The 14,387-nt window shown below is 68.5% G+C and carries 10 protein-coding genes and 1 tRNA gene; 3 read left to right on the forward strand and 8 right to left on the reverse strand.

Annotated elements, in window-relative coordinates; all coding sequences use genetic code 11:
- Positions 1 to 700: 700 nt before the first annotated feature.
- Together ABZ552_RS27515 and ABZ552_RS27520 are read left to right on the forward strand one after the other, a co-directional pair.
- Positions 701 to 1,396 carry an AzlC family ABC transporter permease gene (locus tag ABZ552_RS27515; protein WP_281916859.1) on the forward strand — a complete coding sequence of 232 codons (696 nt, stop codon included), beginning with the start codon at positions 701 to 703 and terminating at the stop codon, positions 1,394 to 1,396.
- Positions 1,396 to 1,704: an AzlD domain-containing protein gene (locus tag ABZ552_RS27520; protein WP_357440726.1), complete on the forward strand. Its 309-nt coding sequence runs from the start codon at positions 1,396 to 1,398 to the stop codon at positions 1,702 to 1,704. The genes ABZ552_RS27515 and ABZ552_RS27520 overlap by 1 nt, the downstream gene beginning before the upstream one ends.
- Before the next feature lie 155 nt (positions 1,705 to 1,859).
- Here ABZ552_RS27520 and ABZ552_RS27525 read toward each other — a convergent pair whose 3' ends face one another.
- The 8 genes from ABZ552_RS27525 to ABZ552_RS27560 form a co-directional block, all read right to left on the reverse strand.
- Positions 1,860 to 2,525, reverse strand: coding sequence for a hypothetical protein (locus tag ABZ552_RS27525; RefSeq protein ID WP_281875039.1), 666 nt, complete (start codon positions 2,523 to 2,525; stop codon positions 1,860 to 1,862).
- Between the two features lie 40 nt (positions 2,526 to 2,565).
- Positions 2,566 to 3,018: a thioesterase family protein gene (locus ABZ552_RS27530; RefSeq protein WP_063025023.1), complete on the reverse strand. Its 453-nt coding sequence runs from the start codon at positions 3,016 to 3,018 to the stop codon at positions 2,566 to 2,568.
- Between the two features lie 8 nt (positions 3,019 to 3,026).
- On the reverse strand, positions 3,027 to 7,967 hold the full coding sequence (locus ABZ552_RS27535; protein WP_281916857.1) for an NAD-glutamate dehydrogenase: 4,941 nt from the start codon (positions 7,965 to 7,967) through the stop codon (positions 3,027 to 3,029).
- 193 nt (positions 7,968 to 8,160) lie between these two features.
- Positions 8,161 to 8,283, reverse strand: a complete 123-nt coding sequence (locus ABZ552_RS27540; RefSeq protein ID WP_281875041.1) for a hypothetical protein — start codon at positions 8,281 to 8,283, stop codon at positions 8,161 to 8,163.
- A gap of 326 nt (positions 8,284 to 8,609) precedes the next feature.
- Positions 8,610 to 10,286: an energy-dependent translational throttle protein EttA gene (gene ettA, locus ABZ552_RS27545; RefSeq protein ID WP_159842372.1), complete on the reverse strand. Its 1,677-nt coding sequence runs from the start codon at positions 10,284 to 10,286 to the stop codon at positions 8,610 to 8,612.
- A gap of 80 nt (positions 10,287 to 10,366) precedes the next feature.
- The gene (locus ABZ552_RS27550) at positions 10,367 to 10,864 is read right to left on the reverse strand and encodes a single-stranded DNA-binding protein (protein WP_281875042.1); all 498 of its coding nucleotides are present in this window, start codon (positions 10,862 to 10,864) and stop codon (positions 10,367 to 10,369) included.
- A gap of 159 nt (positions 10,865 to 11,023) precedes the next feature.
- Positions 11,024 to 11,974, reverse strand: coding sequence for a serine/threonine dehydratase (locus ABZ552_RS27555; protein ID WP_281881113.1), 951 nt, complete (start codon positions 11,972 to 11,974; stop codon positions 11,024 to 11,026).
- Positions 11,975 to 11,988: 14 nt separating this feature from the next.
- Positions 11,989 to 14,022, reverse strand: coding sequence for a cytochrome c oxidase assembly protein (locus ABZ552_RS27560; RefSeq protein ID WP_281916854.1), 2,034 nt, complete (start codon positions 14,020 to 14,022; stop codon positions 11,989 to 11,991).
- A 201-nt stretch (positions 14,023 to 14,223) separates the two neighbouring features.
- Here ABZ552_RS27560 and ABZ552_RS27565 point away from each other — a divergent pair.
- A tRNA-Arg gene (locus ABZ552_RS27565) sits at positions 14,224 to 14,297 on the forward strand.
- Positions 14,298 to 14,387: the final 90 nt, after the last annotated feature.

The following is a 14,387-nucleotide window of genomic DNA, read 5'->3' on the forward strand; positions in this document are numbered from 1 at the left end:
GTGCGGGTTCCGCCGCGATCAGGGCCGCGCTCGGACCGCCGCTGGCGACTTCGTCGCGGACGCGGCGGCCGCTCGGACGCGAGCCGGGCCGCGAACGGACGATGCTAGGTCTCGCTTCGCTGGAAACCTGTGATCGGGCCGTGTGGTTGCGTCCGGCGGTTTCGCCAGCAACCACGTTTCAGCGGGTGACGCCGCCTGCTCGCGTTCCCGTAGCTGTGCGCGCGGCTTGCGTTGCCGCTGTTGCGCTGCCTACCGACATTGCCACGGTGTACCCCACCTGCTGACGTTGCCATGGTGCCGCGGCTTGCGTTGCCGCTGTTGCGCCGCCTGCCGACATTGCCACGGTGTACCCACCTGCGCGCGTTGCCATAGTGCCGCGCGGTACGCCATTACGCCTTGCGCCGCCTACTGACGGTGCCACGGTTGCGCCGTCCGCTTGGTTCGGCCGTGGTTGCGCTATCCCGATCAGGTTGTCGCCGTTGGTCCGCCTGGTTGTTTGCCGTAGTTGTGCCGTCCGATTGCGTCCCCAGGGTTGTTTACGTGTTCTGCTGCCGTGATTATGCCCTGCGTTCGGGGGCTGTCGGCGGGGTGGGCTGCTGGATGGTTTGTGGTGTAGGCCCTGTCGCGACGTCGTTTGCCCGGCCGAACCGGGACAGAAACCGGGTTGACGAAGCACTCCGCCGTGTTCACCATAAACAACATGCGTTCGATATGGCGAACACTCGGCCGGGACGAACTGGCCGGCATCGGAGCGGTGTGCCTCGCTGTCGGTGTCATCGGGATCTCTTATGGGGCGACCGCGGTCGCGGCGGGCTTCCCGGCCTGGCTGCCCGTCCTGCTCGGGTGCGTGGTGCTCGCGGGGAGCTCGGAGTTCCTCTTCCTCGGGATAGTCGCCGCGGGTGGCAGTCCGATCGCAGCGGTGCTGGCGGGACTGCTGGTGAACGCGCGGCATGTGCCGTACGGACTGTCGGTTCCGGACGCGGTCGGGACCGGGTGGCGCCGTTCGCTCGGCGTTCATCTGATGAACGACGAGTCCGTCGCGATGACCATCGCACAGCCCGACGCGCCACGCAGGCGGGCGGCCTACTGGATCACCGGCGCGGGTGTGCTGCTCGCCTGGCCCGGCGGCGCTGCCATCGGGGCGATACTCGGGTCCGTAGTCACCGACACCTCGGCGCTCGGCCTCGATGCGGTGTTCCCGGCAGTCCTGCTCGCGCTGGTGCTGCCCGCGCTGCGCGATCGGACCACGCTCGCAGCGGTCGGTGCGGGCAGCTCGATCGCGCTGTTGAGCGCTCCTTTTCTGCCCACGGGGCTGCCCGTCCTGCTCGCCTTGGCCGGAGTGCTCGTCGCGGCGCGGGAGAAGCCCGAACCCGCGACCGCGCTGGGAGCGGCGTGATGCTGGCGGCCGGAATCGTCGCACTCGCCGCGGGCACTTACGCGTATCGCTGGGCCGGGCCCGCGCTGCGCGACCGAGTGCGCCTTCCGGCGCGGGTGGTGCGTCTGCTGGAGATCGGCGCTGTCGTCTTGCTCACCGCCCTCGTGGCCGTGACCACCCTGCCGCTCGGCACCGCGGACCTCGGATACGCCATGCCCGCAGGGGTTCTCGTCGGCGGAGCGGTGGCGTGGTTCCGACGACCCATTCTGTTGGTCATTGTCGCGGCCGCCGCGACAACGGCACTCCTGCGCGTGCTCGGCGTCTCGTGAACGCCCCGAATCTGCGCCACAACCGGTTCCACCACTGAGGCGGCGCCGTCCCCTCCTGCCGACGGCGCCGCCCGACCTATCGATCGCACCCGTGCACGTTTGTGCTACTTCGGATTTCAGTCCGTGATCCGGCGACGTTCGTCGGATCCGCGCGGTCAGTGCGGCAGCAGCGGGATTGCTCCGCCCAGACGGCGAGCCACCGAACCGTAGCGAGCGTCGAGCCGCAGCCACGTCTTCGTCGCCCGGACGCGCACGATCTCGGACGGCGGGATGCGGCGGGGGTCGGCCTTCTCCCCCGAATGCGGGATGAAGTCCATCGCCGTGAGCGCGAAGACGACTCGCATCGGCACCTCCACCCGGGTGCCCGCGCCGGACACGGTCAGCACCGCCTGATCGAGCAGCGAGGCCGGTGGGCCATGGCCACTGCCGTGTTCCTTCGCCAGCTGCGCACCCTGCTCGGCGAGGTCGACGAGGGTGCGCGCGGGCACGTCATCGACGTGCGCGAACCCGTCCGTGGGCGGCAACGCGCCACGCCACGCGGAGTCCATCGAGTATCCGAGGTCGATCGGGCTGCCGCTCGCCGAACCGGCCAACACGAGATCGGCGCCGACCGTCACGTCGTCGACGCCGAGTTCGGCCACCACGGTGCGCATCGCCAACGCCTCGAAACCCGTCGCCACCCAGGCCGCGACGTACTTCTCCCCGCGGCGGCGCAGACGCACCACCGTCGCCGGGTCCAGCCGCACGGCCCTGGTCAGAAACGTCGCGAGATTCTCTCGCTCCGCCGGATCGGGCACATGCAGCACTCGTTGTTCCGTCATCACGGCCGCTCCGCCGTCGGTGTTCGACCAGCGCCGACGCTCACTCCATCCATTCGGACAGGTAATCACGCTCGGCATCGGTGAGCCTGCGCAACCGCTGCGCCCGCATGTCGAACGCCGCGATCTGCGTGGACGCGACCACGGCCGCGGGCGAATCGGGCTGCGCGCCCGCCGCCCGCACCTCGTAACCGATGGTGAAGTCGACCGCGCGCAACTGCTCGATCCACATGGCGATATCCAGCGGCGTGTCCTCGTGCCGCAGCTGACCGCGATACCGGACCCGCAGGTCGGCGAGGACGCAACCCTCGCGCAGCGGGGCGGTCGGGCGGCCGTCCTCGAACAGCCACGGAATCCGCGCCTCTTCCAGCAGCGTCACCATGCGGGCATGGTTGACGTGCTGGAACACGTCCATGTCCGACCACCTGACGTCCACCTTGGCGTGGAAACGCCTGGGCAGCACGAGACTGCCCGACGCTTTTCCGCTGCCGCTCACCGAACTCGTCAACGTGGTACCTCCGATTGAGCGCCCACCCCGCTCACCATGCTCCGCACTTGCCGCGCTGCAACCGACAACGTGGCGAGATCGTGGGTTCCGGACTCGAACAATTCCGACAGCGCCGCCCTGGCTCGGCCGAGGCGGGACTGATTCTTCGACTCCCAGTATGCAATCTTCTCGTCGGCCGTCTCCTCGGGGTCGCCGCCGGACAGCACATCGAGGGTCAGCGAGCGCAGCGATCCGTACATGTCGTCGCGCAACGCGAGCCGCGCCAGCGCATGCCAGCGATCACCGCGTTCGAGGTGGCTGACCGCCTGCAGCAACCAGTCGATCTTGAGGTGATCGTTGAGCGCGTAGTACAGCGACCCGACCTCGTCGCCGTCCCGGTCGGTGATGTCGGCGATGTCCACGATGTCCAGCAGCGGGAACAGGTGCAGCAGGCCGAAGACCTCGGTGGCCAGGTCGGTCGGCGCGCCACGGGCGATCAACTCGGCGGACCGGTCGGTGAGCGTGAACACGTGATGTCCGCGCAGCCACCCCGGGACCTTCGGGGCGAGAGCCCGCACGTCGGCGCGGTACCGGCTGATCTCCGAACCCACCGCGATCGGCTGCGGCCGGTTGCTCAGCAGCCAGCGGGACGCCCGGTCCAGGGTGCGCTTGGTCTCCAGTTCGAGCAGGTCACGCACCGCGGTGGGCGCGTCGCAGGCGCGAATACGCGCCCACCTCTCCTGCAGGTCGAAGATTCCGCTCGCCGCCGCGAAGGCGCGCACCGCGTCGGTGGTGGTGGCGCCGACCTCCTCGTTCAGCCGGTGCGCGTAGGTGATGCCGCCGTAGTCCACCATCTCGTTGGCGATCATCGTGGTGACGATCTCCCGCCGCAGCCGGTGTCGCTTGATCGCCGCGCCGAATCGGTCGCGCAGCGGCGTCGGGAAGTAATCCGGCAGCCGGGTGGCGAAGTACTGGCTGTCGGGCAGGTCGGAATCGAGCAGATCGGACTTGAGCGACAGCTTCACATGCGCCAGGAGATTGGCCAGCTCCGGCGAGGCCAGTCCGGAGCCTTCCTCCAGCCGGCGCTTCATCTCCTGATCCGAGGGCAGCGCCTCGAGTTCGCGATCGAGGCCCCGCCGCTCTTCGAGATCCTCGATCAGCCGCATCTGCACGCTCAGCATCTGCGTCGCCTCGGTGCGCGAGATTCCCATGAGGAAGTTCTGCGCCACGTTGTCCCGCAGGACCATCTGCGCGACCTCGTCGGTCATCGAGGCCAGCAGCGGATTGCGCTCGTCCGGCGACAGTTGACCGCCGGAGACGACGGCGTCGAGCAGGATCTTGATGTTGACCTCGTGGTCGGAGCAGTCCACGCCCGCCGAGTTGTCCAGCGCGTCGGTGTTCATCTTGCCGCCGTTGCGGCAGAACTCGATGCGGCCCAGCGCCGTCGCGCCCAGGTTGCCGCCCTCCCCGATCACCTTGACCCGCAGCTGGTTCCCGTTGACGCGAACCGGGTCGTTGGATTTGTCGCCCACGTCGGCGTTGGTTTCGGTGCTCGCCTTGACGTAGGTGCCGATACCGCCGTTCCACAGCAGATCGACCGGGGCCAGCAGGATCGCGCGGACCAGTTCCGGCGGCGACAGCGAGACGACGTCATCGCCCAGGCCGAGGGCCGCCCTGGCCTGTGGGCTGATCGGCACCGACTTCACCGTGCGGTCCCAGACACCGCCGCCGGGGCTGATCAGCGAGGTGTCGTAATCCGCCCACGACGACCTGGGCAACGCGAACATCCGCTGCCGCTCCCGATAGGAACGCGCCGCATCCGGATCCGGATCCAGGAAGATGTGGCGGTGGTCGAACGCGGCCACCAGGCGAATGTGCTCCGACAACAACATCCCGTTGCCGAACACGTCACCACTCATGTCACCGATACCGACGACGGTGAAATCCTGGGTCTGAGTGTCGATCTCCATCTCGCGGAAGTGCCGCTTCACACTCTCCCACGCGCCCTTGGCGGTGATCCCCATGGCCTTGTGGTCATAACCCGCCGAACCACCCGAAGCGAACGCGTCGCCCAACCAGAAGCCATAACTCTGCGCCACGTCGTTGGCGATATCCGAGAACGTCGCCGTGCCCTTGTCGGCGGCCACGACCAGGTAGGTGTCGTCACCATCGCGCCGCACGACCCGAGCAGGAGGCAGCACCTGCCCGCTGGCGCGGTCCACGTTGTCGGTGACGTCCAGCAGGCCGGAGATGAACGTGCGATAGCACGCGACGCCTTCCGCGCCCAACGCCTGCCGGTCGGCAACCGGATCGCCCGTGGCCGCGGGCGGTTGCTTGACCACGAACCCGCCTTTGGCGCCCACCGGCACGATCACGGCGTTCTTCACCGCCTGCGCTTTGACCAAGCCCAAGATCTCGGTGCGGAAGTCCTCCAACCGGTCCGACCACCGCAGTCCACCGCGGGCCACCGGTCCGAAGCGCAGATGCACGCCCTCCACCCGCGGCGAGTACACGAAGATCTCGAATTGCGGCTTCGGCTTCGGCAATTCGGCGATTTCCCGAGGTTCGACCTTCACCGAGACGTAGTCGCGCGGGTTTCCTTCCACGTCGGTCACGTAGTAGTTGGTGCGCAGCGTCGCCTTGATCAGACCGAGGATCGCGCGCAGGATGCGGTCCGCGTCCAGGCTGACCACCTCGTCGATCCGCCCGCGCACCTGGGCATCCAGTTCCTCCGCGCGCTCGGGAGAGACGGTGTCGGGATCGAAACGCGCCGCGAACAAGTCGACGAACAGGCGCGCGATATCCGGATAGGTGAGCAGCACCCGGCAGATATTGGCCTGGCTGTACGGAAAACCGGCCTGCTGCAGGTACTTCGCGTAGGTACGCAGGATCGAGACGGCCCGCCACGGCAGCCGGGCGCGCAGCACGAGTTCGTTGAGACCGTCCGCCTCCGCGCGCCCGTACCACATGGCCTCGAAGGCTTCCACGAACCGCTCGCGCAGCCCGCGCACCTCCGCCTCCAGCACATCGGCGCGCTTGGAGGACTCGAGCAGTTCCGCGTCCAGATCCCGATCGAGCGAGCTGCGCAGCAGCTCCGGGCGGGCCAGCAGGCCGAAGTCGTAGATCCACCGCTCACCGCCGGCTCCGCCGTCGGCGGCTGCCTCCAGCTCGAGCTGGTACGGCCGCTCGTCGACCACCTCGACGCCGAGGCTCTGCAACAGCGGAAGCACCTGGCTCAGGGAGATACCGCTGCCGCCGACATACAGCGTGAAGCGCCAGGAACCCGGCGCCGAGTCCGGCTTCCGATACAGATATTGATCGATCCGTCCGTCGCGCAGCCGCTCCAGCCGCACGATGTCCGCCAGCGCGCGGGCCGCGGCGAAATCCTGTTTGTAGCCCTCGGGGAAGGCTTCCGCGTACCGCTGGACCACGGCGGGATCGAGCACCGTCGACGTGCTCACCTCGTCGTTCAAGCGGTCGTCCCAGGTGCGGATGGCCTCGGCGAGCAAAGCCTGCAAACGCAGCCGGTTGGGCTCGGACGTGTCGGCGGCGGGCGTCGTGCGGCGCGGAACGCCGAGTTCGGCCTCCGGCATGCGCACCGTGAAATACACCCGCGCCAAGTCGCTTTCGCCCACCCGCGCGGAGTAGTCGATGGACACCCCGCCCAGTTCACGGACCAAGATGTCCTGCATCTCCAGTCGCGCCCTGGTGGTGTATCGGTCGCGAGGCAGATAGACCAGGCAGGCGACGTAGCGCCCGTAGGTGTCCGCGCGCAGGAACAGGCGCACCTGGCGGCGCAGGCTCACGCCGAGCACGGCGGTGGCGGTGCGGCGCAGCGTCTCGCCGTCGGCGGAGAACAGCTCGGTGCGCGGGAAGGACTGGATGACCTCGAGCATCGCCTGGCCGGAGAACGAATCCAGGTCGAATCCGCTCTCCTCGATCGCCGAGCGGACCCGGCGCTCGATCACGGGGATGTCCAGGACGTTCTCGTGCACGGCGGTGACGGTGAAGACACCGATGAACAGGTGTTCACCGACGACCGTCCCGTCGGCGTCGAAGTCGGCGACGCTGACGAAGTACGGGTACACCGCACGATGCACGGTGGCGGGGACCAGCCCCTGGGTCAGCGTCAGCAGCGGGCGGTCACCGCCGTTGACCGGCACGTGGAAGTCGGTGCCCACGTCCGGCCGCAGCACGCCGAGGCAGGTGGCGGGCAGGACGGTGGACATCTCCCGGCCCTGGTCGGTGTTCAGCCGGTAGCGCGCGTAGCCGAGGAGGGTGAAGTTCCCCCCGGCCAGCCAGCGCAGCAGCTTGGCGGTGTCGGTCAGTTCGGTCGGCGCGAACGGCGCGGACCCGGATTGCGCGGCCAGGTCCAGGTCGTCGGCCAGCTTGCTCTGCACGTCCTCGATGGCTTCGGTGTCGCCGATCACCTGGCGCACGTCGTCCACCACGTCCGGCACCGCGGCTTCGACCTTGGCCAGCAGCGCCGCACTCGTCGACGGGTGCAATTGCACGTGCATCCAGGATTCGCGCAGGCCCGCGGCGCCGGTTCCGTCCACCTCGTGCGCCGCGGCGTGCGTGAGCTGTCCCTGCTCGTCCCGCTCGACCTCGAAGATCGGATGGATGATCTCGCTGACGCTCACGCCGATCCGGCTCAGCGATGAGCTGATCGACTCCACCAGCAGCGGCATGTCGTCGGTGACGATCTGCACCGCCGCACCGATTCCGGAGCCGTCATCCGGGTGATACACCCGCACCAGCGCGCGACCGGGGCGGCGCGTCACCGCCAGCTCGAGGTGCCTGCGGAAGATCTGGGTGATGCCGGTGATCGCACAGTCCACATCGCCCGCGTCGACGTGGCGGAAGTACGCCTCCTCGAGCGCAGCGAGTTCGCCGCGCAGCGACTGCGGCAAACCCGCGGCCCACGCCGCGCTGGACAATTCGGACGAGACGGTCATTTTTCGCCAACTCCCTCGGATATCGGTTCCGTAACAAAGTGACGCCGGTCCGAGGGTATCTGTGCGCCGATGACGCGTGGGTGAAATCCCTTTCGACATCCGGGTGTTCACCACGACCGCGGAATTCGCCGCTCGTGTGCCGGGGTCGCAGGCGACGACCTCGGACCACAACACAGAATCGGACCCGCTAACGTCAGGTGAGCGCTACAGGTCGCATCCGTGGCGGCAGCGGCGCCGCACCGGTACCTCGGGTCAGCTCGACCACCGCGCCGGCGGCCGAAGCCACCGATTGCTCGAACTGCGCCTGCGCATTCACGTCTCCCACCCTAGCGAGCTACGCACGGGTAGGTGTCACTCCTGTTCCGCGTTCGCGACAAAGACTTTTCGCGCCGTCCCCCCGCGAGCGTTCGATTCCCCTTCCGGCTCTGCTCTCCGGCTTCGCCGCCTCCCACGGCACATCAGCAAACACCAGGCAGTAGCCGCCCCGACGCCGTACGCACGCCCGCAGTGGCAGCGGGTTCGCACACGGCGAAATCGACTCGCCGACATCCGGTCCGGCCGTCGCCCATATCGAACGGGGACGGGCGCGGAGAGTTGCCGGGGCGGAGTGGGTGCGGCCCGTGCACCCACTCCGCGGTGAAATCAGCCCCGGGTCAGCTTGCGGTGCGTCACCCGGTGCGGGCGGGCCGCCTCCGGGCCGAGCCGCTCGACCTTGTTGGCCTCGTAGGCTTCGAAGTTGCCCTCGAACCAGAACCATTTGGCCTCGTTGTCGGAGTCGCCCTCCCACGCGAGGATGTGGGTGCAGGTGCGGTCGAGGAACCAGCGGTCGTGCGAGATGACCACGGCGCAGCCGGGGAACTTCTCCAGCGCGTTCTCCAGCGAGCCGAGGGTCTCTACGTCGAGGTCGTTGGTCGGCTCATCGAGCAGGATCAGGTTGCCGCCCTGCTTGAGGGTCATCGCCAGGTTCAGCCGGTTGCGCTCACCACCGGACAGCACGCCCGCGGGCTTCTGCTGGTCGGGGCCCTTGAAGCCGAATGCGCTCACGTAGGCCCGCGACGGCATCTCCTGCTGGCCGACCTCGATGTAATCCAGGCCGTCGGAGACGACCTGCCAGACCGTCTTCTTCGGATCGATGCCCGCGCGGTTCTGGTCGACGTAGCTCAGCTTGACCGTCTCGCCGACCTTCACCTCGCCGCTGTCCGGCTGCTCGAGCCCGACGATGGTCTTGAACAGCGTGGTCTTACCGACGCCGTTGGGACCGATCACGCCGACGATGCCGTTACGGGGCAGGGTGAACGACAGGTCCTTGATCAGCTGGCGGTCGCCGAAGCCCTTGTCCAAGTGCTCGACCTCCACCACCACGTTGCCCAGGCGCGGGCCCGCGGGGATCTGGATCTCCTCGAAGTCCAGCTTCCGCATCTTCTCGGCCTCGGCCGCCATCTCCTCGTACCGGCCGAGACGGGCCTTGTTCTTGGCCTGCCTGGCCTTCGCACCGGAACGCACCCAGGCGAGTTCTTCCTTGAGCCGCTTCTGCAGCTTCTGGTCCTTCTTGCCCTGCACCTCGAGCCGCTCGGCCTTCTTCTCCAGGTAGGTGGAGTAGTTGCCCTCGTACGGGTAGGCGCGGCCGCGATCCAGCTCGAGGATCCACTGGGCGACGTTGTCCAGGAAGTACCGGTCGTGGGTGACCGCGAGCACGGCGCCCTGGTACTGGGCCAGGTGCTGCTCGAGCCAGTTCACGCTCTCGGCGTCCAGGTGGTTGGTCGGCTCGTCGAGCAGCAGCAGATCCGGCTTGCTCAGCAACAGCTTGCACAGTGCCACCCGGCGGCGCTCACCACCGGAGAGGTTGGTGACCGGCTCGTCCGGCGGTGGGCAACGCAGCGCGTCCATCGCCTGCTCGAGCTGGGAGTCCAGATCCCACGCGTCGGCATGATCCAGATCTTCCTGGAGCTTGCCCATCTCCTCCATGAGCTCGTCGGAGTAGTCGGTGGCCATCAGCTCGGCGATCTCGTTGAAGCGATCCAGCTTCACCTTGATCTCGCCCATGCCCTCCTCGACGTTGCCGCGGACGGTCTTCTCCTCGTTGAGCGGAGGTTCCTGCTGCAGGATGCCGACGGTGGCGCCGGCGGCGAGGAACGCGTCGCCGTTGTTCGGCTGGTCCAGTCCGGCCATGATCTTCAGCACGCTGGATTTACCCGCGCCGTTCGGGCCGACGACGCCGATCTTGGCGCCGGGAAGGAAGTTCAAGGTGACATCGTCGAGCACGACTTTGTCGCCGTGCGCCTTGCGAACCTTCTTCATCTGGTAAATGAACTCAGCCATAAGTGTGAAGCCTATCGGTGCGAGAGATGAGCGGACGAAGCAGAGCTACCCTGCCGCCAGGACGAAGACCGGTCGTGCGATCAAGCGTCGACAGGCTCGGGCGCGCTGCCGCGAGCCGGCGCCGAACCGGCGGTAGCGACATTCTCCCCCGGCGCGTCACCGACCGGCACCCGACCTTCAGCGCTGGAAGCCTCGGAAGTATTCCGTGACGGCAGGTCGGACCACCGCGTCACCTGCGCGGTGCAGCGGGACAGGTCGGGTCCCACCGCGGTCGCGCGCATCTCCAGATCCCGTCGTTCGACGCCGTCTTTGCTGCGGTACTCGTGCGAACGCAGCTGGCCGTAGGCGATGATCGGATCGCCGCGCCGCAGGGACGCGTCGACACCGGCCACGAGCCTGCGCCAGCAGCTGACGGTGAGATACAACGTTCCGTTGTCCACCCATTGCCCCGACGTGTGATCCAGCCGACGGGAATTGCTCGCCAGCCGGAAGGTGACCACCTGCTCGCCATTGGTCAGATCGCGCTTGACCGGATGGGTGGCGATCGTTCCGATCACGGTCGCGTTCGCCTCGTACATGATTACGCCCCTTCACATTCGGATCCGGGTCTGCCCGGATTTCCTCCCCCTCCAGGAGGCACTTCCAGGGTGCGCCGATTCCGCGAAAGCCGAGCGACCCGTTCCCGGAATGTGCACAACTCCCCTGAATGTGAAAAACGAGCTTTCACGCTCGCGCGGTCAGAACACCGCCACGTCGGTATTGGCTCCGCAGAGGACGATCACCGGTCGCTCGTCCGGCGCGGGAACGTACGCGCCGCTGTGCACGGCCGCCAGCGCCGCGGCGCCCGCCACCTCGACCAGGATGCGGAATTCGCGCCACAGATACTCGCGCGCCGCGGTGATCGCGTCGTCGCTCACCAGCAGCGACCGCACGTCGTGCCTGCGGGCGAGGTCGAGCGCGATGTCACCGATCCGCGTCGGCCCCAGGGTGTCGACCGTGATTCCGGACCCGACGATGTCGACGGGACGGTCCTCGGCCAGCGCTGCGCGCAGGACCGCCGCGCCCTCGGGCTCGATCCCGATCACCTGCTGACGGCGCCCGATCGCGGCCGCGATCCCGGCCACCAGTCCGCCCCCGCCCACCGCGGCCAGCACCGGCGGACGCCCGCGCACCTGCTCTTCGAGTTCCAGCCCGACGACGCCGATGCCCGCGACCACCGCGGGCAGGTCGTAGCCGTGCAACAACAGCGCGCCGCGTTCGGTGGCCAGGTCCGTCGCGTGCGCCAATGCCTCGGCGTAGGTGGTGCCGTGCCAGAGCACTTCGGCGCCGTGCGACCACATCGCGGCGACCTTCGTGTGCGGCGCCGTCTCCGGGACGACGACCGTGCAGCTCTTGTCCAGCCGTGCCGCGGCCAGCGCGGCCGCGATGCCCGCGTTGCCGCCGGAGGCGATCACCACCTCATCGACGCCCTCGCCCGACTCCAGCAACGCGTTGAGGCTGCCGCGCACCTTGAACGTGCCGCCGTGCTGGAGGTGCTCGAGTTTCATCGTCACCGGCACCGGGCCCGACGGGCTCGCCACGGACGTGTGGAAGACGGGCGTCTTGCGGATCCGGCCCGCCAGCCGCTTGCGTGCCGATCGCACGTGCGACCGTTCCACCCGCCCGGCCGGTCTGTGTGGGGAGACCATGGTGGCGCGTTCACTCACTTACGCACTTCTCCATCTCGCTTGGCCAGCTCGGCGAACATCGCGTTGTGTGCGGCGAGAGCGGCGTCGTTGTCGCGTTCGGCGGCGCGGTCGGTGCGCCGCGCGAGCCGCTGGTCGCTGCGCGACCATTGGATCAGCAACGCCAGCATCACCACCACCAGGGGCACTTCACCGCTGGCCCAGGCGAGGCTGCCGCCGGTGCGCTGGTCGCCGAGCAGATCGCCGTTCCAGCCGAGACCGAGACCGCGGTAGAACCAGCCGCCGAGCACCGTGGTCATGCTCATCAGCGCGATGCCGAAGAACGCGTGGAACGGCAGCGAGCCGAACACCATGGCCAGCTTGGTCAGCGGCTCCACCTGCCTCGGCTTGGGATCGATGCCGATCACCACCCAATAGAACAGGTAGCCGCTGAGCAGGAAGTGCAGGTTCATCAGCAGGTGCGCGGCGTGCGAGTCGGCGTAGGCGTCGAAGATGCCGCCCAGGTACAGCGCGTAGAACCCGCCGACGAAGATCGCCGAGGCCACGATGGGGTGGGTCAGGAAACGCGACACCGGGTTGTGCACCGCGGCGAGCAGCCATTCCCGCGGACCTGGCACGCCGCCGCGACCCGCCGGTGGCAGCGCGCGCAGCGCCAGCGTCACCGCACCACCCAGCGCGAACAGGATCGGCGCGAGCATCGACAACGCCATATGCGCACCCATGTGCACGCTGAACATCGCGGGCGAGTACCGGCCGACGCCGGAGGAGGTCGCGACGAGCAGCACCACACAGCCGGACAGCCAGGCGAGCGTCCGCCCGGCCGGCCACACGTCACCCCGTGCGCGCAGGCGCCGCACGCCGAGCAGGTAGAGCACCGCGAGCACGATCGACAACGTCCCGAAGATCAGATCGAACCGCCAGTCGAACAGCAGGCGGGCGACGCCGGGCGGCCCGGCCAGGTCGTAGCCCAGTTCCACCTCGACCGGAGTCGGGACGGAATCCGGCGGTGGCGGCGGCGTGCGACCGAGCCCCACCGCCAGGCCGATGGTCGCGGCGAAGATCAGCACCTCGACGCCCGCGTACCGGATCAGCGCCGTGCGGTCGCCGGGATCGGCCGCCAGGGCGGGCAACGCGGCGCGGCGCTGCAGATAGCCGAACACGCCGAGTATCGCCAACGCCACGGCTTTGGCCAGCACCAACCTGCCATAGGTACTGGTCAAAAGCTCGTCCAGCGGCACCCGGACCCAGGAGTTGATCACGCCGCTGACGGCGATCACGGCGAACGCGACCGTGGCGGTCAGCGAGAAGCGCCGCGCCGCGACGTCGGTGTACGCGCCCCCGCGCACGGCATGCGCCAGCACCGCGAACAGGCCGCCGACCCACACCGCGGAGGAGACCAGGTGCAGGATCAAGCTGTTGGTCGCCACGTCGTGCGACCCGCCCGAGGAGGAATGGCCGGTCAGCGCCAGCGGCATCATGGTGGCGATCGCGGCGCCGAGCAGAACCGGGGTCCAGCCCCAGCGCAGGGCGAGCCGGCAACCGACCGCGACGATCAGAGCGAAGACGACGGTCGTCCGCCAGGCCCCGGCCAGCTCGATCTGACCGATCGCCCGCCACAGACCATCCGGCCGCAACACCTGCCCCACCGGCTGCCCCGTGGTGTCCGAAACAGTCAGCGGTACCAAGAGCGCCGCGCAGCACGCCCACAGCACCGCGAAGTTGGACGCCCGGCGCACCGCGCGGTACCCGCCGACGTCCAGCAGCCCGTTGCGCTGCGGTGGGACGAGGAAGGCCGCGAACAGCAGCGAACCGACCGTCAGCGCCGCCGACAGATCGGCGAGCGCCCGGATCGCGGGCAGGCCGTAGGTGGTCGGCGCGCCCGGGTCGGGGATGCCGAGCAGACTCAGCGCCTGCGCCGCCGACAGCCCCACCACGAGCGCCGCGACCACCGCCGCGATGGCGCCGGCCAGCGCGGTGACCGTCGCGAACGTCGCCCCGGACCGGGCAGCCTCGGCTCGGGGAGCGGCGGACGAGGTGGGGACGGACGACATACGACTGAGCGTAGTTCGGCGAGTATTCCGTGGCCCGGTCGGGTTTGTACCGATATCCTGGCCGCGGATCACCACCGGCGCGTCACCTACTGTCTCGGGATGGCTGAAACGTTGCTAACGCTAAGAACCCAGCCACCTGGACGGTCGCTATAATCGACGCGCTGGACAGCACGGCCAATGTCGGCCATCGTGGAACCCGCTGCCTCCGTAGCTCAGTTGGATAGAGCAAGGGCCTTCTAATCCCTAGGTCGCAGGTTCGATTCCTGCCGGGGGCGCAACCACCCCTGTGACCTGCTTATACGCCGGGTCACAGGGGTATTACCCACCGAGCGCAATGCTCAAACACCATGCAACTCGGCCTGTGG

It is taken from the genome of Nocardia sp. NPDC019219 (genome assembly GCF_040632645.1).
Lineage (GTDB): Bacteria > Actinomycetota > Actinomycetes > Mycobacteriales > Mycobacteriaceae > Nocardia > Nocardia sputorum.

Coding starts and splice junctions, on each gene's coding strand:
- ABZ552_RS27515 (WP_281916859.1), top strand. CDS start 701: ATGCGTTCGATATGGCGAACACTCGGCCGGGACGAACTGGCCGGCATC.
- ABZ552_RS27520 (WP_357440726.1), top strand. CDS start 1,396: ATGCTGGCGGCCGGAATCGTCGCACTCGCCGCGGGCACTTACGCGTAT.
- ABZ552_RS27525 (WP_281875039.1), bottom strand. CDS start 2,525: ATGACGGAACAACGAGTGCTGCATGTGCCCGATCCGGCGGAGCGAGAG.
- ABZ552_RS27535 (WP_281916857.1), bottom strand. CDS start 7,967: ATGACCGTCTCGTCCGAATTGTCCAGCGCGGCGTGGGCCGCGGGTTTG.
- ettA (WP_159842372.1), bottom strand. CDS start 10,286: ATGGCTGAGTTCATTTACCAGATGAAGAAGGTTCGCAAGGCGCACGGC.
- ABZ552_RS27550 (WP_281875042.1), bottom strand. CDS start 10,864: ATGTACGAGGCGAACGCGACCGTGATCGGAACGATCGCCACCCATCCG.
- ABZ552_RS27555 (WP_281881113.1), bottom strand. CDS start 11,974: ATGGTCTCCCCACACAGACCGGCCGGGCGGGTGGAACGGTCGCACGTG.
- ABZ552_RS27560 (WP_281916854.1), bottom strand. CDS start 14,022: ATGTCGTCCGTCCCCACCTCGTCCGCCGCTCCCCGAGCCGAGGCTGCC.